Raw genomic sequence first — 20,559 nt, forward strand, 5'->3', positions numbered from 1 at the left:
GACGGATGTTCGGGAAGAAGCAGGTCGCACGCGTCACCAGCGCCATCATCGCCCTGCTCGTGGCCATCGTGGTGGCGCTTGCGGGCGGATCCGGCGGCAACGCGGGCCAGGGCACGCCGCAGGAGGGTGCGGCCCAGGCAGGCTCCCCCACCTCCGGCACCCAGGGAACCGCCCTGCAGGACGACGCGCCCTCCGAGGGCGTCAGGGAGGACGGGCGCTACACCTCCAAGGACGAGCTGGCCGCCTACGTCCACGAGTTCGGCCACCTGCCCGCCAACTTCGTCAGCAAGACCAAGGCACGCGAGGCGGGCTGGGACAGCTCCAAGGGCAACCTGGACGAGGTCTGTCCCGGCATGTCCATCGGCGGGAGCCGCTACCACAACGACGACGGGCAGCTCCCGGACAAGCGCGGGCACAGCTGGACCGAGTGCGACGTCAACTACACCGGCGGCTTCCGTGGAGGCGAGAGGATCGTCTTCTCCAACGACGGGCTCGTCTACTACACCGGCGACCACTATAAGAGCTTCGAGCGGCTGTACTAGCGGGGTCCAGCCGGACGGGAGGCACGCGTGAAGAAGGTCGAGCTGCGCGAGAGCGCGTTGGGCGGGCCCGAGGAGCTCCACGCGCTCCTCGCCCGAGAGCTGGGCTTCCCCACCTACTACGGGGGCAACCTCTCCGCCCTGGCCGACTGCCTGGAGGAGCTCGCCGCTCCCACGCGCATCACCTTGGAGCAGGACGGGTCAAGGCGCGGCGACGGTTCGTGGTTCGATCGCGCACGAGCCGTCATCGAGCGCTCCGGCATCCAGAACCCCACCCTCGAGGTCGTCATCCACGCATAGCCTGGCATGCCCGGCGCGCCATCGGGCGGCGGGCCTCCCCTACTCCTCGAGCGCCAGGGGAGACGAGCTCTCCTTCCTCATGCGCTCTATGCGCCTGAGCAGGCTCTCCTTCTTCGGATACGCGTGCGAGCGCCCGAGCGCGTCTCCCGCGTCGTCCACCAAGACGAAGTAGTACTTGCCATCGAGCTGCTGGTGGATGCGGCACTTTGGCGCGGCGACGCGACCGAAGCCGTGGACCGTGCCATCCTGCACGGGAGCGCCCACCGCAAGGGCCCTCGTCGAGTCCATCCCGGCAAGGCACTCCTCGCGCGAGGGATACACCGTGGACGCGAGGACCACATGCCCGTTGCTGTCGCAGAGGTTGAACTGGTAGAGCCCTTCCTTCTCGACCATGACATACTGTCCCATGCGTGCCCCCCTTCTCTCGTGGCGGAGTCACTTATCCACCTGATTCGATATTAGACGCGGGATGCGCGTTTTTGCGCATATCTCCGCAGGCGGACGCCTAGGCCGCGCAACGGTAGGCCCGGGTGCCACACGAAGCGCCAATCCAGGCGCGCTCGTCGAAAGCATCCTTCTGCCGTGACGCGGCGTCATATACCGTTGTGAAATCGGCCGTGCGCGAGGCACGGCCCCGGAGAAGGGGCGGGGCATGTCCAAGCACAGTCGGAGACAGCACACCCGCAAGCGGGAGGACGGACGGGGGCGGCATGGCGTGGCACGGGCCCTCCTGACGCTCCTCCGCACCATCTTGGCCCTCGCCGTCGTCGCGGCCACCGTCGTCGGGGGCTATGCCATCTACCTCGAGAGCCACTACGCGCGCATCCCCGACGACGAGCTGGTCCAGACCGGGAAGGCAGGCGCCGAGGACGCGGCGCGCCAGCTCGAGCCGGGGAGGGAGTACACGGCAGCGACCTACAACATCGGCTTCGGCGCCTACACCCCCGACTACACCTTCTTCATGGACGAGGGCCGCATGGCCGACGGGACGCCCACCCGGGGCACGAGCTCGGTCGCGACGAGCCGCGAGTCGGTGGAGGCCTGCACCCAGGGCGACGTCTCGAGCCTGAGGGACGCCTTCGGGGGCGAGGGCCCGGACTTCGTTCTCCTGCAGGAGGTCGACGTCGACTCCGACCGCAGCCATCATGTCAATCAGGTCAAGGCGTTCGAGGGGGCCTTTGCCGGGTACCAGTCCGTCTTCGCCTCGAACTTCCACTCCGGCTTCCTTGCCTGGCCCATCACGGCCCCGCACGGACGCGTCAGCTCGGGCCTCCTGACGCTCTCGGACGCGAACGTGACCTCGGCCACGCGCAGGAGCTACCCGGTGGACGAGAGCTTCCCCACGAAGTTCTTCGACCTCGACCGCTGCTTCGCCATGCTGCGCATCCCCGTTGCCGACGGACACGAGCTCGTGCTGGTCAACAGCCACATGTCCGCCTACGACGCGGGAGGGGGCAGCCGCGCGCGCCAACTCGCCATGCTGGGCGACGTCCTGTCCTCCGAGCGCGCCCGCGGCAACTACGTGATTGCGGGCGGGGACTGGAACCATGCCCTCTGCGGCTCGCTCGAGCTGTACCCCAGCCGGCAGCAGGTGCCCGACTGGGTTGCCGTCATGGACGACGGGGACCTGCCCCAGGGCTTCTCGGTCGTGCGCGCACAGAACCTGGAGGAGGTCGCCAGCTGTCGCGGGGACGACATCCCCTACCAGCCCGGCGTCAGCTACCAGACCACGGTGGACGGCTTCATCGTCTCTGACAACGTGAGCGCCACGGCGACCAACGTGGACACGGGCTTCGCCACGAGCGACCACAACCCCGTGGCGCTGCGCTTCTCGCTGGGCAACGCCTCGTAGGAGAGGCACGCCGGCCGGGAGAGGAGACCCGCCCTCACGCGCCGGCCATGAAGCGGGGCATGCCGCCCTCGCCCGCCGCCACGGCGATGTCCGCGAGCGCGTCGGCGACGCTGTCCTCGGAGCTCGGCCCTATGTGCCAGCGGGCGGCCTCCCTCACCTCGTCGCTGGCGTTCGCCACCGCGACCGAGTTGGGGAAGCCCGCGATCATTCCCAGGTCGTTCTCGGAGTCACCGAAGGTGGCCACCTCGTCGAGGCCTATCCCCAGCGCATCCGCCAGCACGCGGACGCCCGAGCCCTTGGTCCAGCCCTTGGGCGTGATGTCGATGAGGGGCGCCCAGTTGCTGGGAAACACGAAGTCGAAGGCGGGAAACTCCCCCTTGAGGGCGTCGCGCAGCTCGAGGCGACGCTCGGGGCTACCCCCGCAGCGGATGTTGGACTTCACGTAGCTCGAGGCACCGAGGCGTGGCACGATGCCCGCGCAGCCGAACTCGTCCCCCATGCGTCCAAGCCTCTGCGCGTCGGTGGTCACGCAGAGGGCGTCGCCGTCGACGCCGCTTCCCCCCTGAACGTCGAAGACCGCGAGCACGGTGTCGTCCGTGTTCTGGGTGAGCCACGCCGCGACGCGGTCGAGCTCGCCCCCGTCCAGGCTCGTGACGCTTATGGGCTCGCCGTCCAGGTAGACCATCTGCCCGTTGCAGTAGGCGCCAGTGGCGCAGCACGTCTCGTCGCCCCCGAACATCCAGCCCATGGCGGCAGGGAGCCTCCCGCTCACGGGCCCGAAGTGGAGCCCTGCGTCGAGCATCCCGTGAATCGCGGTGAGGGCGCGGTCGCTCGCGCGCGGCCGCCCGAAGGCGATGAGGGTGTCGTCGAGGTCGGTGAGCGCGAGGCGGATCATGTGGGCCTTCCTGTGACGGGGACGCTCTTCCCATCCTAACGCAATGAAGGGCGGGTGCCGTCTTGGCCACCCGCCCCTGGAGCATGCCGTACCACGTGCCTTTTGCCACCGTGCTGGCAAACGCCTTCTTGCCGCGCCCCTTCGGGCACCCTAAGAGCCCTTTGGACTCCCCTCCTTGGCTCACACCCCAGAACCTGGGTGTCCTGCGACAGATGCGATAACTTGTCACACGCCCTAGCTGAGGTTGCTGTTTGATCGAGGACAGATGCGACTGAAGCACAGCGCCTCATCGGGTGGCGCTCCGACTCCTGCGCAGCTGGGTCGGCACTTCCGACTGTCCCTTGGATTCTGCGATGCTCGTATCGCCTACTAGGCCCTGCTTGCTATGGCCTCTAGAAGAAGACGGGGCTCGCGACGCCAGCTGTGGGACGCCCTGATATCGGCTCTTCCCTGTCCACTGGCATCACCCCCTCGGTTGGCCGATGGCTCGTATCGGCTTCCTGTGTTGATGCAATCGTACCCCAGATTCGGGAATTGTATGCGTTTTTCTGGTCATTTCCGCGAACGGTGGCTTTGGGGGCGCTGGCGAGGGAGACGGCGGCCAGGGGCGGCGGGGCGGCCAAAGCTGCAAGCAGGCGCCCCGCGGCGGGTACAATCTATCCCCTGAGTCGGGGCCGAGCGCCCCATTGGAACAGCCGGACTCCCCGGAGCCACGGCAACGGAGGGATGCCATGCCAGAGCCCATGACCTCGGCCGCAGACGCGACCGCGACCCATCAGGACGACCCCGTCTTCCTCGAGGAGCAGGACCACCTCAAGAGGACGCACGAGCGCCTGCGGGACATCCATGACGCGGTGCAGAGGGAGCTCGAGACCACGCACGAGTATGCTGCCCAGGACCTGCGCGACATGAGCGAGGAAGTCAGGCTCAACTTCAACAGCGACGACGAGACCATGGAGACCCTGGCCGCCATCGAGACCCTGAACAGCGTCATTGACACCTACAACCAGCATCACGACTTCACGCTCGACCGCCTGCGGCGCACCCTCCTGCTCCTGCGGCAACCCTACTTCGCCAAGGTGCGGCTCCAGATGAGGCCGGGGCGGCCCGCCCGCGACGTGTACATCGGGACCGTGGGCATCACGGACGAGCGACAGGTCCCCCTCATCGTGGACTGGCGCAGCCCCGTCGCCCAAACCTACTACAACCAGGAGGTCGGCCCCACGAGCTACGAGGTGGACGGACGCACGAAGACGGTGAACCTCGAGCTGCGCCGACAGTTCGACGTCGTGCAGGACCGTCTCAGGTCCTACTTCGACACCAGCGTGGCGATCCAGGACGCCCTCCTGCTCGGGGCGCTCAGGCGCCACCACTCCGAGAAGCTCCAGGCCATCACGGCAACCATCCAGCGCGAGCAGAACCAGGTGGTGCGCCACGAGGACGTCCCAGCCCTCCTGGTGGACGGCATCGCAGGGTCGGGCAAGACCTCGGTGCTCCTCCAGCGCATCGCCTACCTCTTCTACCAGGAGCGCGAGAGCCTCAGGCCGGACCAGGTCTACCTCTTCTCCCCCAACGACGTCTTCGCCCGCTACATCGACACCGTCCTGCCCAGCCTGGGCGAGTCCAACCCGCACACCCTCACCTGGAAGTCCTTCCTCGCGGGGCAGGGGCTCGACCAGCGCTCGGGAGGCGAGGGCGTGGACGCCTCCGCACTCAGGGAGCTCGGGCGGTCGGTCGCCTCCATCGCCCTCGAGGACGACGACTTCCGCGGCGTCCGCGTGGGCGACGTGCGACTGGTGTCCGCCGCACAGATCCGCAAGTCCGTCGAGGAGCACGTGGGCAGGCTCGGCATGGGCCCCCGCCTCTTCGCGCTCGTGAAGGAGGACCTGCACCAGAAGGTCGAGCGTCGGATGTCGCAGCTTGCCCACAACGAGGAGCTGCAGGAACAGATGCTCTCCCTCGACGTGGACGAGCAAATGCGCATCTTCGGGGAGCTCGTCGCCCCCGCCGACGAGGACGAGACCGTGGCCTGCGCCCGCCGCTATGCCCGCGAGCTCTTCTCGCCCGCCTTCTCCGACGTGGACTCCTGCTCCTGGCTGCGTCTGGACCGCATAGGCATGCGCGTCACCGGCAGGCAGGCCCTGAGCGCCGTCGAATGGCTCTACCTCAAGCTCGCGCTCACCGGGGACGGGGCGCAGGACGCGCGCTACGTGATGGTGGACGAGGTGCAGGACTACAGCGAGGCGCAGCTCATGCTCCTCGCACGCTACTTCGGCCGTGCCCACTTCCTCCTTTTGGGAGACCGTCACCAGGCCATCCGCGAGGGCAGCGCGAGCTTCGAGGCCATCCGCTCCATCTTCGAGGAGACGCACGGCACGGTGGCCCAGTGCCGCCTGCTCACGAGCTACCGCTCCTCCCCCGAGATCACCGAGCTCTTCTGCGGCCTCCTCGACGAGGAGGAGCGCGTGACCCTGAGCTCCGTGAGGAGGCCGGGCGTCGCGCCCCTCATCCGCGCCTGTCCCCAGGACGCGGACGCGTACCTGGCCGAGCTGCGGGCGCAGGTCGAGGAGGCGCGAGGCCGGGAGGGCCTCTGTGCCGTCGTGGCGCAGGACAAGGCCCGTGCCAACTGGCTCTCGCGCCAGCTGGGCGACTCCGTGACATACCTTGGCAAGGGAGACGAGCTCCCCAAGGAAGGCGTGGTGCTCCTGGACCTGAGACTCGCCAAGGGCCTCGAGTTCGACGAGGTCATCGTGCCCGACGCCCAGGCGGAGGCCTACCCGGGCGACGAGATCTCTCGCAGGAGGCTCTACACGGCGATCAGCCGCGCCATGCATCGCGTGGTCGTGCTCAGCCAGGGCCCCATGACCCCGCTGCTCGACGCGTAGGGCCGAGCTCCCGAGGAACGGCCAGACGGCCGGCGCGACCTACGCGCCGGCCGTCTTCCCTCGTGGCACACAAGTCCCTGCCATCGGGACGTGGGGCCAGTACGACCTTCGCACAAGGAAGGGGCCGGAGGATCTCTCCCCCGGCCCCTCGGCTAGCTGGCGGATGCCGTCAGGCAGGCTGCGCTAGGACTCGGCGTACATCGCCTTGAGCTTGAGCAGGTGCTGGTAGCGATCCATGGCCGCCGCCTCGTTGCGCGCGAAGAGCTCCGCCGCGCGCTCGGGGAACTCGGTCGTCAGGCGGGCGTAGCGGGCCTCGTTCATCAGGAAGTCCTGATAGCCGCCCTTGGGCTCCTTGGAGTCCAGGACGAACTTCTTGCCGGCGGGGGCGTCGGGGTTGAAGCGGAAGAGGTTCCAGTAGCCGCAGTCGACTGCCTTCTTCATCTCGTTCTGGCAGTTGGTCATGCCACCCTTCTTGATGGAGTGCATCTCGCAGGGGCTGTAGCCGATGATGAGGGAGGGGCCGTCGTAGGCCTCGGCCTCCTGGATGGCCTTCAGGATCTGCATGGGGTTGGCGCCCATGGCGACCTGGGCCACGTAGACGTAGCCGTAGGACATCGCGATCTCGGCAAGGGACTTCTTCTTGGTCTCCTTGCCCGCCGCCGCGAACTGGGCGACCTGGCCCAGGTTGGAGGCCTTGGAGGCCTGCCCGCCGGTGTTGGAGTAGACCTCGGTGTCAAAGACGAAGACGTTCACGTTGTTGCCGGAGGCAAGGACGTGGTCGAGCCCACCGAAGCCGATGTCGTAGGCCCAACCGTCGCCGCCGAAGATCCAGAAGGACTTCTTGGTGAGGTAGGACTTGTCGGCCAGGATCGCCTTGGCACCCTCGGAGCCGTTCTTCTCGAGCTCCTCGACGTACTTGGCCGCGGCGGCCTTGGACTCGTCGGTGTCCATCTTGGAGTCGACCCACGCCTGGCCGGCAGCCTTGAGCTCCTCGGAGACGCCGTCGGCGGCGATGAGCTCGGAGGTCATGGCCTCGAGCTTGGCCTGCTCGGCCATGTAGCCCACGTAGAGGCCCAGGCCATGCTCGGCGTTGTCCTCGAAGAGGGAGTTGTTCCACGCGGGGCCATGGCCCTCGGCGTTGACCGTGAAGGGCGAGGTGGCCGCGGGGTTGCCCCAGATGGAGGAGCAACCGGTGGCGTTGGAGATGAACATGCGATCACCGAAGAGCTGGGTCACGAGACGCGCGTAGGAGGTCTCGGCGCAGCCGGCGCAGGAGCCAGAGAACTCCAGCAGGGGCTTGTGGAACTGGGAGCCCTTGACGTTGTTGCCCTGGAGCTCCTTCTTCTCGGTGACGTGGTTGACCGCGTAGTCCCAGACCTGCGCCTGGTCGGACTCGCTCTCCTGGGGAACCATGGTGAGGGCGTCCTTGGGGCAAACCTTGACGCAGTTGGTGCAGCCCATGCAGTCCAGCGGGGAGACGACGATGGCGAACTTCAGGCCACTATCCTTGGGCATGGTGACGTCGAGCATGCGCATGTTCTCGGGCGCGGCCGCGACCTCGTCGGCGTCAAGGGCGACGGGACGGATGGTGGCGTGGGGGCACACGTAGCCGCACTGGTTGCACTGGATGCACTTGGACTCGTCCCAGTGGGGGACCATGACGGCGGTCCCGCGCTTCTCGTACGCGGAGGCGCCGAGCTCCCACTGTCCGTCGGGGTTGTCCTTGAAGGCCGAGACGGGCAGGGAGTCGCCGTCCATCAGGTTGATGGGGCCGAGGAGCTCCTTGACCTGCTTGACGATGGCCTCGCGGCCCTCGAGGGACAGCTCGACGTGCTCGTCGGTCGCGGTCGCCCAGTCAGCGGGGATCTCGAGCTTCTTGAAGGCGGTGGCGCCGGCGTCGATGGCCTTGTGGTTGGCGGCGACGACGGCCTCACCCTTCTTGGAGTAGGACTTGGTGGCAGCGTCCTTCATGTACTTCAGGGCGTCCTCGGCGGGCAGGACCTTGGCCAGCGCGAAGAACGCGGACTGGAGGATGGTGTTGGTGCGCTTGCCCATGCCGACCTCGATGGCGAGGTCGATGGCGTCGATCGTGTAGACCTGGATGTCGTTCTTCACGATGTAGCGCTTGGCCTCGGCGTTGAGGTGCTGCGAGAGCTCCTCGAGGTCCCACTGGCAGTTGATCAGGAAGGTGCCGCCGGGCTTGACGTCGCGCACCATCTTGAAGCCCTTGGTGATGTAGGAGGGGTTGTGGCAGGCCACGAAGTCGGCCTTGGTCACGTAGTAGGGCGAGCGGATGGGAGAGTCACCGAAGCGCAGGTGGCTGACGGTCACGCCGCCGGTCTTCTTGGAGTCGTACTGGAAGTATGCCTGGACGTACTTGTCGGTGTGGTCGCCGATGATCTTGATCGAGTTCTTGTTCGCGCCGACCGTGCCGTCGCCGCCGAGGCCCCAGAACTTGCACTCGATGGTGCCGGGGGCCGCGGTGTTGGGGGTGTCCTCCTCGCGCGGGAGCGAGAGGTTGGTGAGGTCGTCGACGATGCCGATGGTGAACTCGCGCTTGGGCTCGTCCTTCTTGAGCTCGGTGTACACCGCGAACGCGTCTGCGGGGGTGGTGTCCTTGGAGCCCAGGCCGTAGCGACCGCCCACGACGGTGAGGTCGCTCATGCCGGCCTCGTAGAGGGCGGTGACGACGTCCTGGTACAGGGGCTCGCCGATGGAGCCGGGCTCCTTGGTGCGGTCGAGGACGGCGATCTTCTTGACGCTCTTGGGGAGCGCCTTGACGAAGTGCTCGATGGACCAGGGACGGTACAGACGGACCTTGACCAGGCCGACCTTCTCGCCGTGCGCGTTGAGGTAGTCGATGGCCTCCTCGAGGGTGTCGCAGAAGGAGCCCATGCAGACCACGACGCGGTCGGCGTCCTCGGCGCCGTAGTAGTCGAAGAGGTGGTAGCTGGTGCCGAGCTTCTCGTTGATCTTGTCCATGTAGGACTCGACGACGGCGGGAAGCGCGTCATAGGTGGCGTTGCAGGCCTCGCGGTGCTGGAAGAAGATGTCGCCGTTCTCGTGCGCGCCGCGGACGTGCGGGTGCTCGGGGTTCAGGGCGTGGTCGCGGAAGGCCTGGACCGCGTCCATGTCGAGCATGTCCTTGAGGTCCTCGAAGTCCCAGGTGGCGACCTTCTGGATCTCGTGCGAGGTGCGGAAGCCGTCGAAGAAGTTGACGAAGGGCGTCTTGCCCTCGATGGCGGCGAGGTGGGCGACGGGGGCGAGGTCCATGACCTCCTGGACGTTGCCCTCGGCCAGCATGGCGAAGCCGGTCTGGCGGCAGGCCATGACGTCGGAGTGGTCGCCGAAGATGTTCAGCGCGTGGGAGGCGACGGTGCGCGCAGACACGTGGAAGACGCCGGGCAGGCCCTCGCCGGCAATCTTGTACATGTTGGGAATCATGAGGAGCAGGCCCTGGGAGGCCGTGTAGGTGGTGGTGAGGGCACCAGCACCCAGCGAGCCGTGGACGGTGCCTGCGGCACCGGCCTCGGACTCCATCTCGACGACGCGCACGGGCGTGCCGAAGACGTTCTTCAGGCCCTTGGCCGCCCACTGGTCGACATGGTCGGCCATGGGGCTGGACGGCGTGATGGGGTAGATGCCCGCGACCTCGGTGAAGGCGTAAGACACCCAGGCTGCCGCCTCGTTGCCGTCCATGGACTTGAATTTTCTTGCCATATCCTCTCCTTCGAAGCGATACGGTCCACCACACCGGTGGCTGTTGCAGAATCACGCCCCAGGACCCTCGGTCCCGGGGACCAGCGCTGCTTGGACCTCCGCCACGCGCCTCTCCATGCGGCAACGGCCCAGACACGTCTCACTATAGCGCAACGGACAGGCACGGGAGCCTCCTTTGTCAGGCCCCCGGGAGCATTGCGGCCCCTCGGGCCGCCAGGGCGGACGATGGCACGCAGGGATGGCCCCCTCATCCGGCCGCCGGCCGGATGAGCTGGGATTATGCTCGTGCGCGATACGATCGGGGACACCACGCGCAAAAAGGGGGAGGGGATCCTCTCCCCTCCCCTCGTGACGCGTTCGTACGGCGTGGCGGCGGGCCCCAGGGGGCCGGGCGCCGCCTAGTCGAGCTTCGAGTTGATGCGCTCGGCGATGCTCGCCTCGTCGGTGGCGCCGAGGACGTCGTTCCTGAAGCCCTCGTCCATGAGCATGACGGCGACCTTCGAGAGGAGCTGCAGGTGGGTGGTGCCCGCCTCTGCCCCGGGGACGAGCAGGGCGATGGCCACGACGATGGGCTTGTCGTCCATGGACTCCCACTCGACGTCGCCCGCGAACTTGACCACCATGACGGTGGCCTCCTTGACGGCGGCGGACTTGGCGTGGGGGATGGCGAAGCCGGACATCATGCCCGTGGTGCCCTCTGCCTCGCGCGCCTTGAAGGCGTCGAGGACGGCCCGCTCGTCGTCGGCGACGCCCAGCTCGACCGCCTTCCTGGAGAGGAACTCGAGGGCCTCGTCCACGTTCTTCGCGGGGTTGTCGAGGAATACGTGCGATGCCTGGACAAAGTCACTCATTGGCTGCTCCTTCGGGACGAGGGCGAGAACCGCGCTCTGTTTCGTGCCTGGCAGGCAGGCTGGCATGCCTGCGCACCGGGCCCTGGCAGGTGCCAGAAAGACAAGGTTAGGATACCACCATTGGAACCATGCGGTCCCATCGAGGCCGCCTAGCCGCGCTGGAGCAGCGCCTCGTAGGCGACTCCGTACATGCCCGCGTCGTTGCCCAGGACGCAGGGCAGGATGCGCGCGGCGGCGGAGGGTGCCAGACAGTGGGAGCGGAAGGATTGGGCGAGCTCCTCTCCGAAGAGGTCGAAGGCGCCCGCGACGCCGCCGCCGATGAGGAAGACTGCCGGGTCCACCACGGCGGAGACCTGCGCCAGGGCGAAGCCCAGCTTCTGGCACATCTGGCCCACGGCCCATGCCGCCGCCTCGTCTCCCTCGCGGTATGCGTCGAAGACGGCGACGGCGTCGGTGGCATGCGCTATGGGAACGGGCCTGGCGCCCGTCCGGACGCAGCGGTCGCGATACAGCCAGACCAGGCCCTTGGCCGAGGCGTACTGCTCCAGGCAGCCCCTCCTGCCACAGCCGCAGACGCGCTCCTCGCCGGGCTCCACCGTGAGGTGCCCCACCTCGCCGGCAGCCCCGAAGGCGCCGGCGACGAGCCTGCCGTCCACCACCACGCCCGCCCCGACGCCCGTGCCCAGCGTGATCATGACGAAGCTCCCCATGCCCTTGCCCGAGCCCTTCCAGAGCTCGCCCAGGGCCGCGGCGTTCGCGTCGTTCACGAAGGCGAGGGTGGCCCCGGGGTACGCCTCCCTGAGCGCGGCGCGCAGGCCGTCCGCGTCGAGGTCGATGTTGGCGAGCAGACCCACGCGGCCCTCGTCATCCACGGGCCCGGGAACGTCCAGCCCCACCGCCAGGAGGTCGTCCGCGACCCTGCCCTGGCTGGCCACGAGCGCGTCCAACCCCTCGACGATGCGCCGGAACGCCTCCTGCCCGACGATGGAGCCCGTGGGGATCTTGGTCGTGCCCAAGAGCTCGCCCTCGCAGCTCATGAGCCCCGCCTTGATGGAGGTTCCGCCCACGTCGATTCCCAGCACGCAGGACCTGCCGTCGTCGGTGCGACCGCCAAGCTCGTCGGACATGTCCCTCTCCTTCCGTCGTCGTTGCCGGGCGGGCCGCCCGACCCGAGGCCCCCGGGCCCCGGTCCGTCTGCAACGAGTATCCAACAAGTGGCAGCGGAACAGTCGATATTTACACGAACTACTAGAACCGGGCCCCGGCCCGTCTGCAACGAGTATCCAACAAGACGCCGCCCGCGGGACCGGGGCGCACGCAGACGGTGTGGGCGGCGGCGGAATCGCGACGGGTCCCGGCGCTTCGGGGTTAGACTCTGGACAGGCAGACAAGACGCGCCCGCGCGAGCGGGCAGAGAAGAGGAGCTCACATGGCCGAGACCACCGACGGCATCCCCAGCTTCGACGACCTCGACGAGCCCGTCGCCGCCACCGCGACGACGACGGCCGCGGGGCAGACCAGCATCCCCGGCATGCCCGCCAGCCCCAACCCCGCCGCCCTGGCCAACCCAAAGGCCGACATCGCGGCCCTGAACGACCTCGAGCGGCACCTCTTCGCACACCGCTATGCCTCCATCGGCATCGAGTGCTACGGCCCCTCGATCGACCCCGAGGCGGCGACAGGAGACCGCGGCGAGGCCCTCTCCATCCTCCAGGAGGAGGACCAGGCGCTGCTCTGCTCGGCCGAGACGGGCGCCCTCCTCGAGCGCCTCGGCTCCGTGGGCGAGCTCCTCTCGCCCACCCAGCGCGCCCAGGTGCGCGTCCTGACGCGCGACCGCTCGAGGCTCGTAGACATCCCGGCCGTCGAGGCGTCCGCCTTCACGCGCCTCACCACCGAGTCCGACGCCGTCTGGCGCAAGGCCAAGGACGCCAACGACTGGGCCTCCTTCGAGCCCTACCTGGACCGCGTGGTCGACTCCATGCGCCGCATCGCCAAGCTTCGCAGGCCCGAGGCGGACCCCTACGACGTCTGGCTCGACGACTTCGAGCACGGCAGCGACCGCGCCTTCTATGACGCCTTCTTCTCGCAGGTGAAGGAGACCGTCGTCCCCCTGCTGGCGCAGATCCAGGCAAAGCGGTGGCAGCCCAGCCGCAGCTGCGTGGAGGGCAAGTTCGACGAGAGGCGCCAGTGGGAGCTCGCGAGCGACCTCATGGCGCTCGAGGGCCTCGACCCCAAGGTCATGTTCCTGACCAAGACAGAGCATCCCTACTCGGACGCGCTCACCACCAACTACGCCGTCATCGCCGCGCACGTCCACCCCGATGACGTGGTGAGCAACGTGTACACCATGCTCCACGAGGGCGGTCATGCCCTGTACGAGACGGGCGTCGACCCCAGCCTCAACTACACCTCGCTCAAGGGCGGCACCTCCTCGGGCATCCACGAGAGCCAGTCGCGCTTCTTCGAGAACTACGTCGGCCGCGACCGCGCCTTCGCCCCCACGCTGCTCGGGACCATGTCCCGCCACTTCAGGGGCCAGCTGGGCCGCGTTACGCCCAACCAGTTCTACCTGGCGACAAACCGCGCGGAGGGCTCGCTCGTCCGCACCGAGGCCGACGAGCTCACCTACCCCCTGCACATCCTGATCCGCTACGAGATCGAGCAGCTGCTCTTCTCAGACGAGGCGAAGGCGGCGGACGTCCCGGGGCTCTGGAGGCAGCGCTACAAGGACTACCTGGGAGTCAAGGTGACCGACGACACCCACGGCGCCCTGCAGGACACCCACTGGGCCGACGGGCTCTTCGGCTACTTCCCCACCTACGCGCTGGGAGGCGCCTACGGGGCCCAGTTCCGCCACCGCATGATCGAGGAGGGCATGGACTGGGAGGGCGTGCTCTCGTCGGGCGACCTCGCCCCCATCCGCGCCTGGCTGCGTGACCACGTGTGGCGCTTCGGCCGCTCCAAGGACCCCGCGCAGATCGTCGAGGACGCCTGCGGAGAGCCCTTCGACGCGCGCCACTACTGCGACTACCTGGTCGAGAAGTTCTCGGCCATCTACGGCCTGTAGGGCAGGGGCCAGGACCGGGCACGCGCCCCGGACGCACAGCCGTCCGGGGCCTTCTTGTGGGGAGGGCGCATGAGGGCGCTGCTTCAGAGGGTCACGGGCGCGGAGGTGCGCGTCGAGGGGGAGCTCAAGGGACGCTGCGGCAGGGGCTACCTCGTGCTCCTCGGCGTGGGCCCCGACGATGACGAGGCCACCGCCCAGAGGCTTTGGGACAAGGTCCGCCGCCTCAGGGTGTTCGACGACGAGGACGGCAGGATGAACCTCTCGCTTGCCGACGTGGGAGGCGAGGTCCTGGTGGTGAGCCAGTTCACCCTCTATGCCCAGACGCGCCACGGGAACCGCCCGGGCTTCACGGGCGCCGCCCGGTCCGACGTCGCCGTCCCCCTCTACGAGCGCTTCTGCGAGCTGGCCGAGGGGGACTGCCCCCACGTGGGCCGTGGCGTCTTCGGGGCCGACATGCAGGTCTCTCTCGTGAACGACGGCCCCGTGACGATCTGGCTCGACACCGACGAGCTCGCCGGCCCAAGGAGGTAGCGGGGCTTTTTCCCTGCTTTGCAAACGCTGCGAAACCGTTCGCCGAAAAGCAGCTAGACAAAAGCAGCTAGACTATTGGGCACATTTGGCGTTAACCAAGGAGAGATTCTATCAAATGAAGAAGTTCATGAGCGAGTTCAAGGAGTTCATCGCCAAGGGCAACGTGATGGACATGGCCGTCGGCATCATCATCGGCGGCGCCTTCACCGCCATCGTGACGTCGCTGGTGTCCAACATCATCAACCCCCTCATCACCCTCGTCACGGGCGGCGGCACCGGCGTCTCGGGCCTGCAGATTCCCGTCAACGCCGACACCGTGATCGACTTCGGCGCGTTCATCTCGGCAATCATCAACTTCCTGATCATCGCCTTCGTCGTCTTCTGCATGGTCAAGGCCCTGAACAAGATGCAGGAGCAGGCCGACAAGCTCCGTCACAAGGAGGCCGTCGAGGAGGCCGCGGCCGCGCCCGTGTGCCCCCACTGCCTCGAGGAGGTCAAGGAGGGCGCCACGCGCTGCCCCCACTGCGGCGGAGAGATCGAGGGCGGCGCCCACGCGGCATAGGCACCACGCTACCGGCACTCAGCCGGGACATGGCAAGGCCAAGGGGGACGTGCTCGGGCGCGTCCCCCTTTCTTGTGTCCCGCCATCATGGGAGGCGAGTGCCTCGGGGCGGATTCCCGGCGACGACAGGCGGACGCCAGGCGCAGGCGGACGCCACCGAAGTAGGTAAGCACCTCGGGCGGATGCCGCGCGGCTATTCCTTCTTGCGAGGCTGGAAGCGGTCACAGATGTTCTTGGTCCGGAGGTACTCCCTGCCAAAGGGGTCGCGTACCGGGACCAGGCCGTCCTCGCGCGCGGCGAAGTACATCTCGGGCTCGTGATGGACGCGGGGATCGGCCAGGGTGAAGCCCCGGCTGCAGGTCCCCTGGTACATCCCGGTCCTCTCGTTGAGCGAGAACTCGGCAAAGACGCAGTCGCTGCAGTGGAGCCCTGCCATGGCCATCCCCTCTTCCCCTGGCGCGGCACTCCCCGGCGCGCGCCCTTGCCTGCATTCTATTCCTAGGTGAGAGGAACTTCTCCCTTGTGCCCGTCCTTCGACCACGCTCCGCGTCACGAGGAGTAGCCTGAGGTCAGTCAATCGCCAGGAGGGCAGCATGAACGACTTCATCTTCCAGTCACCCACCCGCTTCGTCTTTGGCCGCGGCTTCGTCGACCGCGTGGGCGAGGAGGTCAGGGGGCTTGGCGCAAGACGCGCGCTCCTGGTGTATGGTGGCGGATCCGCCGCGCGCTCCGGCGCGCTCGACCGCGTCCGAGCCTCCCTCGCCGCGGCAGGCGTCGACTTCGACGAGCTGGGAGGCGTGCGTCCCAACCCCGAGGTCTCCCTCGTGCGCGAAGGCATCGAGCTCGCCCGTGCCCAGGGCGTTGACCTGGTGCTCGCCCTGGGCGGCGGGTCGGTGATCGACAGCTCCAAGGCCATAGCCTTCGGCGTGCCCTACCAGGGCGACGTGTGGGACTTCTTCTGCGGGAAGGCGAAGGTCGGCGCCTGCCTCCCCGTCGCCGTGGCGCTCACCATCCCCGCCGCCGGGTCCGAGGGTTCCGCCTCCTGCGTCATCAGCAACGACGAGCTGCAGGTCAAGAAGGGCACGAGCTCCGATGCCCTGCGCCCGCGCGTGGCGGTCATGGACCCCGAGCTGACCTTCGGGCTCCCTCCCTACCAGACCGCTGCGGGCGTGACCGACATGATCTGCCACGTCTGCGAACGGCTCTTCAGCAACGCCGGACCCGTCCCCGTGACCGACAACGTCGCCCACGGCATCATCCGCGCGATCATGGGCGCGGCGCGCGTGGTGCACGGGCGGCCCGACGACTACGACGCCCGCGCCACGCTCATGTGGGCGGGCAGCCTGGCGCACAACGACCTCTGCGGCTGCGGAAGGGGGCCTGCCGCCGGCAGACGCGCGGGCGGCTGGGAGAGCCACGGCCTCGAGCACGAGATATCGGCCCATCACCCCGAGGTGGCCCACGGCGCCGGCCTGGCGGTCATCCTCCCCACCTGGATGCGCTTTGCCTGGCGCTCCAACCCGCAGCCCTTCCTCTCCTTCGCCCGAGGGGTCTTCGGAATCGAGCCGGACGACGGCAGCGATGCGGCACGGGAGCGCGCCGTCCTGGCGGGCATCGACGCGCTCGAGGACTTCCTCGCCCAGCTGGGAATGCCGCGCACCTTGGGCGAGCTGGGCCTCTCGCCTTCCAACGTCGACGCCTGGGTTCGCACCCTGGCCCAGAACAAGGGCCCGGTCTTCGGAGAGGTCAGGCCGCTCGACATGGACGACGCCCGGGCGATCTACCTCTCCGCGTTCTAGTCGCATCGCCCGCGCACATGCCCATCGCACGTCGCCCGCCCGCGGCAACGTCCTGCGCGACTTTCTCACGCGTGACTACGTCCGACGCGTCTTTCTCACGCGTGACTACGTCCGACGCGTCTCGATTCTGCGCGAATACGTCCGATACGTCTCTCCGCCCTCCGGCAACTGGGCAAACGCGACGGCATTAGACGCGTTCGACGTAGTCGGGCTTAAAGGCCGCGCATTCGACGTAGTCGGATGTAAGTGCGGCGCGTTCGACGTAGTCGGCGGAAGTCCTAGACGCCTGCGCGGGAGAGGAATGCGGAGAGGATCTGGGCGTATCCCTCCTGGCCCAGCGCCTCGCGCGACTCGGCATGGCCCGCTCCCGGGACCAGGTGCAGCTCGACGTAACCCGCGGTCGCGTCGCGCAAGCGTTCGCTGTTGGAGGGTGGGATGAGGGCGTCGTCCTCCCCGTGGATGAGGCAGAGGGGGACGCGGTTGCCCGCGAGCGCCGAGACGGGGGCTCGTCTCGGCGAGCTCGAAGCCATAGCGCAGGCGACAGGCTGCGTCCACCACGGGCAGGAGCGGACCCACGCGCGCCTGGTCGTAGCCGGATCGGAGGAGTTCGCGCAGGTTGGCGAAGGGGCAGTCCGCCACGGCGAAGTCGACCTTCGGCCTCGACCCCAGGGCACAGAGCGTGGTGGCGCTCCCCATAGACTCCCCCATGAGCCCCAGGGTGATGTCCTCGCCGAAGCGCTCGCGGGCGTCCGCCACGAGCGTCAGGAGGTCCTCCGACTCGACCTTGCCCAGGGTGCAGGTGGCAGGTGCGTTCTCTCCGTGGGCGCGTAGGTCATAGACGATGCAGTTGTAGCCAAGGCTCCCCCAGGCACCGACGTACTTCGCGGCACCGTAGCGATTGGCCCTGAACCCATGCGAGATGATCACGTAGCGGTCGCTGGGCTCGGGCGCGCTCACGAGCTCGCAGTGGAGCTCGTAGCCGTCCTTGCCGGGCGCGACGTACGCCGTCCTCTCCAGCGATTCGAAGTCTCCCCAGAGCCCGTGGTCCTGCTCCCATCGGCGCTCCTCTGTCAGGCTGTTCCCGTGGGGACGTGCGATGGTCGAGGCAATGTAGAGCGCGAAGCCGCACACCGCAAGCACGGCAAGGAGGACGAGGGCGAGCGCTATGGAGGCTGGTCGGGGCATGTCTGGGGCTCCTCTCGCCCGTGGGCACTCTCGGGACGTCGCGTCCAGTCTAGGCCTCGGTCTGCCCCATGGTATCCGGGTCGAGGGTGGGACCCATCCCAAAACGCTTTGTCAACTCGGCATATAATTTGGGAGTGACTGTTTCCTTGGAGGAGGAATACATGGGAATTCGCACCCGCAGGGCCCACATGCACTCCCGCACCCACGTGGTGGGGTTTGGCATCGCCGGGGTCTTCGGCTTCATCGCCCTGCTGTTCGTGACGCTGGCGATCTCTCTCGGCGCCATGGTGAGCAACTGGCTCCAGAGCCTGCCCGACTACTCCTCGGCCAACGCCTACCTGGTCGCCGAGCCCACCACGGTCTACGCCGCGGACGGCTCCACCATCGCCGAGTACTACCTGCAGAACCGTAGGAGCGTCGACCTCGACCAGATCTCGAAGTACGTCCTCCAGGCCACGGTCGACACCGAGGACCGCCGCTTCTACCAGCACAACGGAGTGGACCCCCAGGGCATCCTGCGCGCGGTCGTGGCCCAGCTCGGCGGTGGCTCCGAGGGCGCCTCCACCATCACCCAGCAGCTCGTCCGCAACACCGTCCTCTCTGACGAGCAGTTCGAGCAGACGATCAAGCGCAAGGTCCGCGAGGCGTACATCGCCATCCAGATGGAGAAGATGTACAGCAAGGACCAGATCCTGAACATGTACCTCAACACAATCTACTACGGCCACAGCGCGTACGGCATCGAGGCGGCGTCCACCACCTACTTCAACAAGCACGCGAGCGACCTGACCCTGGCCGAGGCGGCAACGCTGGCCGGCCTCCCCCAGTCCCCCTCCGCCTACGACCCCTTCTCGAACCCCGAGGCGGCGACGGCCCGGCGCAACACGGTCCTGGACCACATGCTCAACGAGGGCGACATCAGCCAGGAGGACCACGACGCCGCCGTTTCCGAGGAGCTCACCCTCAACGAGGGCAGCTTCTCCGAGACCGCGGCGAACTACCCCTACTTCACCGACTACGTGAAGCAGCTGCTCCTTGAGGACTTCGACCAGGACACCGTCATGCAGGGCGGCCTCAAGGTCTACACCACCCTCGACCCCAGCAAGCAGGCGGCGGCCGAGGATGCCGTCCAGAGCCGTCTCGAATCTATCGGGAACGACCGCCTCGACGCCGCGCTCTGTGCCGTAGACCCCAGCACCGGCTACATCGTCGCCATGGTGGGCGGCCGGGACTACTCGGAGAACCAGTTCAACCTGGCCACGCAGGCTCGCAGGCAGCCGGGCTCCAGCTTCAAGATCTTCACGCTAGCGGCGGCGCTCAACGCGGGCATGAACCCCAGCGTGCTCATCAACTGCAACTCCCCCATGCAGTTCACCCCCACCTGGAAGGTCCAGAACTTCGGCAACGAGAGCTACGGCACCCTGAGCCTCGCCAACGCCTTCGCCATCTCGTCCAACACGGGCTTCGTGCAGGTCATCGAAGCCGTCGGCGCGGACAAGGTGGTCAGCATGGCCAAGGCCATGGGCATTGACGTCGACCTTCCCGCCTACGAGTCGATCACCCTGGGCACCGAGGGCGTACCCCCCGTGCAGATGGCCGAGGCCTACGCGACCATCGCCTCCGGCGGCGTGCATCGCGACGCCATCGCCATCACCAAGATAGAGGACCGCAACGGCAACACAGTCTACGAGCACCAGGACAGCCCCACGCAGGTCATCGAGCCCTCCGTGGCCCAGGACATCCGCAAGGTGACCCAGGGCGTCACGCGCAGCGGCGGCACGGCGAGCGTGGTGGGCTACACCATGAGTGCCAACCAGCCCGTGGGCGGCAAGACCGGCACTTCCGAGAACTACCGCGACCTCTGGTTCTGCGGCATCACCCCGCAGCTCTCCGTCGCCGTGTGGTGCGGCTACCAGGAAGAGGCCCCCGTCATCGTGGGCGGCTCCTACGGCCACCCCTACAACACCGCCGTGCCCATCTTCGTGAGCTTCGTGAACCAGGCCCTCGACGGCGTCGACCGGGCGGAGTTCCCCAGCGTCACGACCAGCCCCACCTACAAGGAGAACAGCTCCTGGAAGTTCAGCAAGACCAACGAGTACACGAACAGCAACTATTACTACTACGAGACCGTCGAGGACGACGAGGAGGAGACCCAGGTCGACGAGGAGACCCAGAGGCAGACTCGCGAACGCACCCGTGACGAGTCCGAGTCCGGAGGTGGCACACAGGCTACGCCCGGCGCGTCGACGGGCGGGACGTCCGGCACGGGCGAGTCCACGCCCCCGGCCGAGACGGCGGGCGGAGGCGGATCGACGACTGAGTAGGCACCTTCCCCACGCACATTGCCGCAAGACACGCTTGCCCCCGGCGCCG

General features: G+C 67.8%; 16 protein-coding genes and 1 pseudogene. 9 read left to right on the forward strand and 8 right to left on the reverse strand.

Annotated elements, in window-relative coordinates:
- Nucleotides 1–5: 5 nt before the first annotated feature.
- Together Q5923_RS02330 and Q5923_RS02335 are read left to right on the forward strand one after the other, a co-directional pair.
- Nucleotides 6–542 (forward strand): ribonuclease domain-containing protein, encoded by a 537-nt coding sequence (locus Q5923_RS02330; protein ID WP_009279620.1) that lies wholly within the window; start codon nt 6–8, stop codon nt 540–542.
- Nucleotides 543–569: 27 nt separating this feature from the next.
- The gene (locus Q5923_RS02335; RefSeq protein ID WP_009279621.1) at nt 570–839 is read left to right on the forward strand and encodes a barstar family protein; all 270 of its coding nucleotides are present in this window, start codon (nt 570–572) and stop codon (nt 837–839) included.
- A gap of 39 nt (nt 840–878) precedes the next feature.
- Here the strand turns inward: Q5923_RS02335 and Q5923_RS02340 are convergent, their stop codons facing one another.
- Nucleotides 879–1,247: a YegP family protein gene (locus Q5923_RS02340; protein ID WP_303131880.1), complete on the reverse strand. Its 369-nt coding sequence runs from the start codon at nt 1,245–1,247 to the stop codon at nt 879–881.
- A 244-nt stretch (nt 1,248–1,491) separates the two neighbouring features.
- Here Q5923_RS02340 and Q5923_RS02345 point away from each other — a divergent pair, with 244 nt between their 5' ends.
- Nucleotides 1,492–2,691 (forward strand): endonuclease/exonuclease/phosphatase family protein, encoded by a 1,200-nt coding sequence (locus Q5923_RS02345; protein ID WP_303131882.1) that lies wholly within the window; start codon nt 1,492–1,494, stop codon nt 2,689–2,691.
- 34 nt (nt 2,692–2,725) lie between these two features.
- Here Q5923_RS02345 and Q5923_RS02350 read toward each other — a convergent pair whose 3' ends face one another.
- Nucleotides 2,726–3,586 carry an HAD family hydrolase gene (locus tag Q5923_RS02350; RefSeq protein WP_303131884.1) on the reverse strand — a complete coding sequence of 287 codons (861 nt, stop codon included), beginning with the start codon at nt 3,584–3,586 and terminating at the stop codon, nt 2,726–2,728.
- A 731-nt stretch (nt 3,587–4,317) separates the two neighbouring features.
- Here Q5923_RS02350 and Q5923_RS02355 point away from each other — a divergent pair.
- Entirely contained in the window at nt 4,318–6,471 is a 2,154-nt protein-coding gene (locus Q5923_RS02355; protein WP_303131887.1) for an ATP-binding domain-containing protein, read from the forward strand.
- A 183-nt stretch (nt 6,472–6,654) separates the two neighbouring features.
- Here the strand turns inward: Q5923_RS02355 and nifJ are convergent, their stop codons facing one another.
- From nifJ to Q5923_RS02370, 3 genes are all read right to left on the reverse strand, one after another.
- Complete coding sequence (gene nifJ / locus Q5923_RS02360) at nt 6,655–10,191, reverse strand: pyruvate:ferredoxin (flavodoxin) oxidoreductase (RefSeq protein ID WP_303131888.1); 3,537 nt, start codon at nt 10,189–10,191, stop codon at nt 6,655–6,657.
- A gap of 398 nt (nt 10,192–10,589) precedes the next feature.
- Nucleotides 10,590–11,042 carry a PTS sugar transporter subunit IIA gene (locus Q5923_RS02365; protein WP_009279627.1) on the reverse strand — a complete coding sequence of 151 codons (453 nt, stop codon included), beginning with the start codon at nt 11,040–11,042 and terminating at the stop codon, nt 10,590–10,592.
- Nucleotides 11,043–11,191: 149 nt separating this feature from the next.
- Nucleotides 11,192–12,169, reverse strand: a complete 978-nt coding sequence (locus Q5923_RS02370; RefSeq protein WP_303131890.1) for an ROK family protein — start codon at nt 12,167–12,169, stop codon at nt 11,192–11,194.
- Nucleotides 12,170–12,471: 302 nt separating this feature from the next.
- On the opposite strand from Q5923_RS02370, the gene Q5923_RS02375 reads away from it, so the two are divergent.
- From Q5923_RS02375 to mscL, 3 genes are all read left to right on the forward strand, one after another.
- Nucleotides 12,472–14,109 carry a carboxypeptidase M32 gene (locus Q5923_RS02375; protein WP_303131892.1) on the forward strand — a complete coding sequence of 546 codons (1,638 nt, stop codon included), beginning with the start codon at nt 12,472–12,474 and terminating at the stop codon, nt 14,107–14,109.
- 69 nt (nt 14,110–14,178) lie between these two features.
- Nucleotides 14,179–14,640, forward strand: coding sequence for a D-aminoacyl-tRNA deacylase (gene dtd, locus Q5923_RS02380; RefSeq protein WP_303131894.1), 462 nt, complete (start codon nt 14,179–14,181; stop codon nt 14,638–14,640).
- A 115-nt stretch (nt 14,641–14,755) separates the two neighbouring features.
- Nucleotides 14,756–15,202 carry a large conductance mechanosensitive channel protein MscL gene (gene mscL / locus Q5923_RS02385; RefSeq protein WP_009279631.1) on the forward strand — a complete coding sequence of 149 codons (447 nt, stop codon included), beginning with the start codon at nt 14,756–14,758 and terminating at the stop codon, nt 15,200–15,202.
- 193 nt (nt 15,203–15,395) lie between these two features.
- Here mscL and Q5923_RS02390 read toward each other — a convergent pair whose 3' ends face one another.
- Nucleotides 15,396–15,638, reverse strand: a complete 243-nt coding sequence (locus Q5923_RS02390) for a hypothetical protein (RefSeq protein WP_303131896.1) — start codon at nt 15,636–15,638, stop codon at nt 15,396–15,398.
- Between the two features lie 157 nt (nt 15,639–15,795).
- On the opposite strand from Q5923_RS02390, the gene Q5923_RS02395 reads away from it, so the two are divergent.
- Nucleotides 15,796–17,001, forward strand: coding sequence for an iron-containing alcohol dehydrogenase (locus tag Q5923_RS02395; protein ID WP_303131898.1), 1,206 nt, complete (start codon nt 15,796–15,798; stop codon nt 16,999–17,001).
- Between the two features lie 278 nt (nt 17,002–17,279).
- Here Q5923_RS02395 and Q5923_RS02400 read toward each other — a convergent pair whose 3' ends face one another.
- Both Q5923_RS02400 and Q5923_RS09525 read right to left on the reverse strand, forming a co-directional pair.
- Nucleotides 17,280–17,531, reverse strand: a complete 252-nt coding sequence (locus Q5923_RS02400; protein WP_303131900.1) for a hypothetical protein — start codon at nt 17,529–17,531, stop codon at nt 17,280–17,282.
- Between the two features lie 136 nt (nt 17,532–17,667).
- Nucleotides 17,668–18,186: pseudogene (locus Q5923_RS09525) on the reverse strand (alpha/beta fold hydrolase); the annotation flags it as partial.
- A 161-nt stretch (nt 18,187–18,347) separates the two neighbouring features.
- On the opposite strand from Q5923_RS09525, the gene Q5923_RS02410 reads away from it, so the two are divergent.
- Nucleotides 18,348–20,510, forward strand: a complete 2,163-nt coding sequence (locus Q5923_RS02410; RefSeq protein WP_303131904.1) for a transglycosylase domain-containing protein — start codon at nt 18,348–18,350, stop codon at nt 20,508–20,510.
- The last annotated feature ends 49 nt before the right edge of the window (nt 20,511–20,559 follow it).

This window comes from uncultured Olsenella sp. (assembly GCF_959602185.1).
In the GTDB taxonomy this organism is placed as follows: Bacteria; Actinomycetota; Coriobacteriia; order Coriobacteriales; family Atopobiaceae; genus Olsenella_I; species Olsenella_I phocaeensis.

Bases quoted from the DNA above. Each gene is read 5' to 3' on its own strand.
- Q5923_RS02350 (WP_303131884.1), bottom strand. From the start codon at position 3,586: ATGATCCGCCTCGCGCTCACCGACCTCGACGACACCCTCATCGCCTTC.
- Q5923_RS02340 (WP_303131880.1), bottom strand. From the start codon at position 1,247: ATGGGACAGTATGTCATGGTCGAGAAGGAAGGGCTCTACCAGTTCAAC.
- Q5923_RS02400 (WP_303131900.1), bottom strand. From the start codon at position 17,531: ATGGCTTCGAGCTCGCCGAGACGAGCCCCCGTCTCGGCGCTCGCGGGC.
- dtd (WP_303131894.1), top strand. From the start codon at position 14,179: ATGAGGGCGCTGCTTCAGAGGGTCACGGGCGCGGAGGTGCGCGTCGAG.
- Q5923_RS02355 (WP_303131887.1), top strand. From the start codon at position 4,318: ATGCCAGAGCCCATGACCTCGGCCGCAGACGCGACCGCGACCCATCAG.
- Q5923_RS02410 (WP_303131904.1), top strand. From the start codon at position 18,348: ATGGGAATTCGCACCCGCAGGGCCCACATGCACTCCCGCACCCACGTG.
- Q5923_RS02330 (WP_009279620.1), top strand. From the start codon at position 6: ATGTTCGGGAAGAAGCAGGTCGCACGCGTCACCAGCGCCATCATCGCC.
- Q5923_RS02390 (WP_303131896.1), bottom strand. From the start codon at position 15,638: ATGGCAGGGCTCCACTGCAGCGACTGCGTCTTTGCCGAGTTCTCGCTC.
- Q5923_RS02375 (WP_303131892.1), top strand. From the start codon at position 12,472: ATGGCCGAGACCACCGACGGCATCCCCAGCTTCGACGACCTCGACGAG.
- Q5923_RS02365 (WP_009279627.1), bottom strand. From the start codon at position 11,042: ATGAGTGACTTTGTCCAGGCATCGCACGTATTCCTCGACAACCCCGCG.
- Q5923_RS02370 (WP_303131890.1), bottom strand. From the start codon at position 12,169: ATGTCCGACGAGCTTGGCGGTCGCACCGACGACGGCAGGTCCTGCGTG.
- mscL (WP_009279631.1), top strand. From the start codon at position 14,756: ATGAAGAAGTTCATGAGCGAGTTCAAGGAGTTCATCGCCAAGGGCAAC.
- nifJ (WP_303131888.1), bottom strand. From the start codon at position 10,191: ATGGCAAGAAAATTCAAGTCCATGGACGGCAACGAGGCGGCAGCCTGG.
- Q5923_RS02345 (WP_303131882.1), top strand. From the start codon at position 1,492: ATGTCCAAGCACAGTCGGAGACAGCACACCCGCAAGCGGGAGGACGGA.
- Q5923_RS02395 (WP_303131898.1), top strand. From the start codon at position 15,796: ATGAACGACTTCATCTTCCAGTCACCCACCCGCTTCGTCTTTGGCCGC.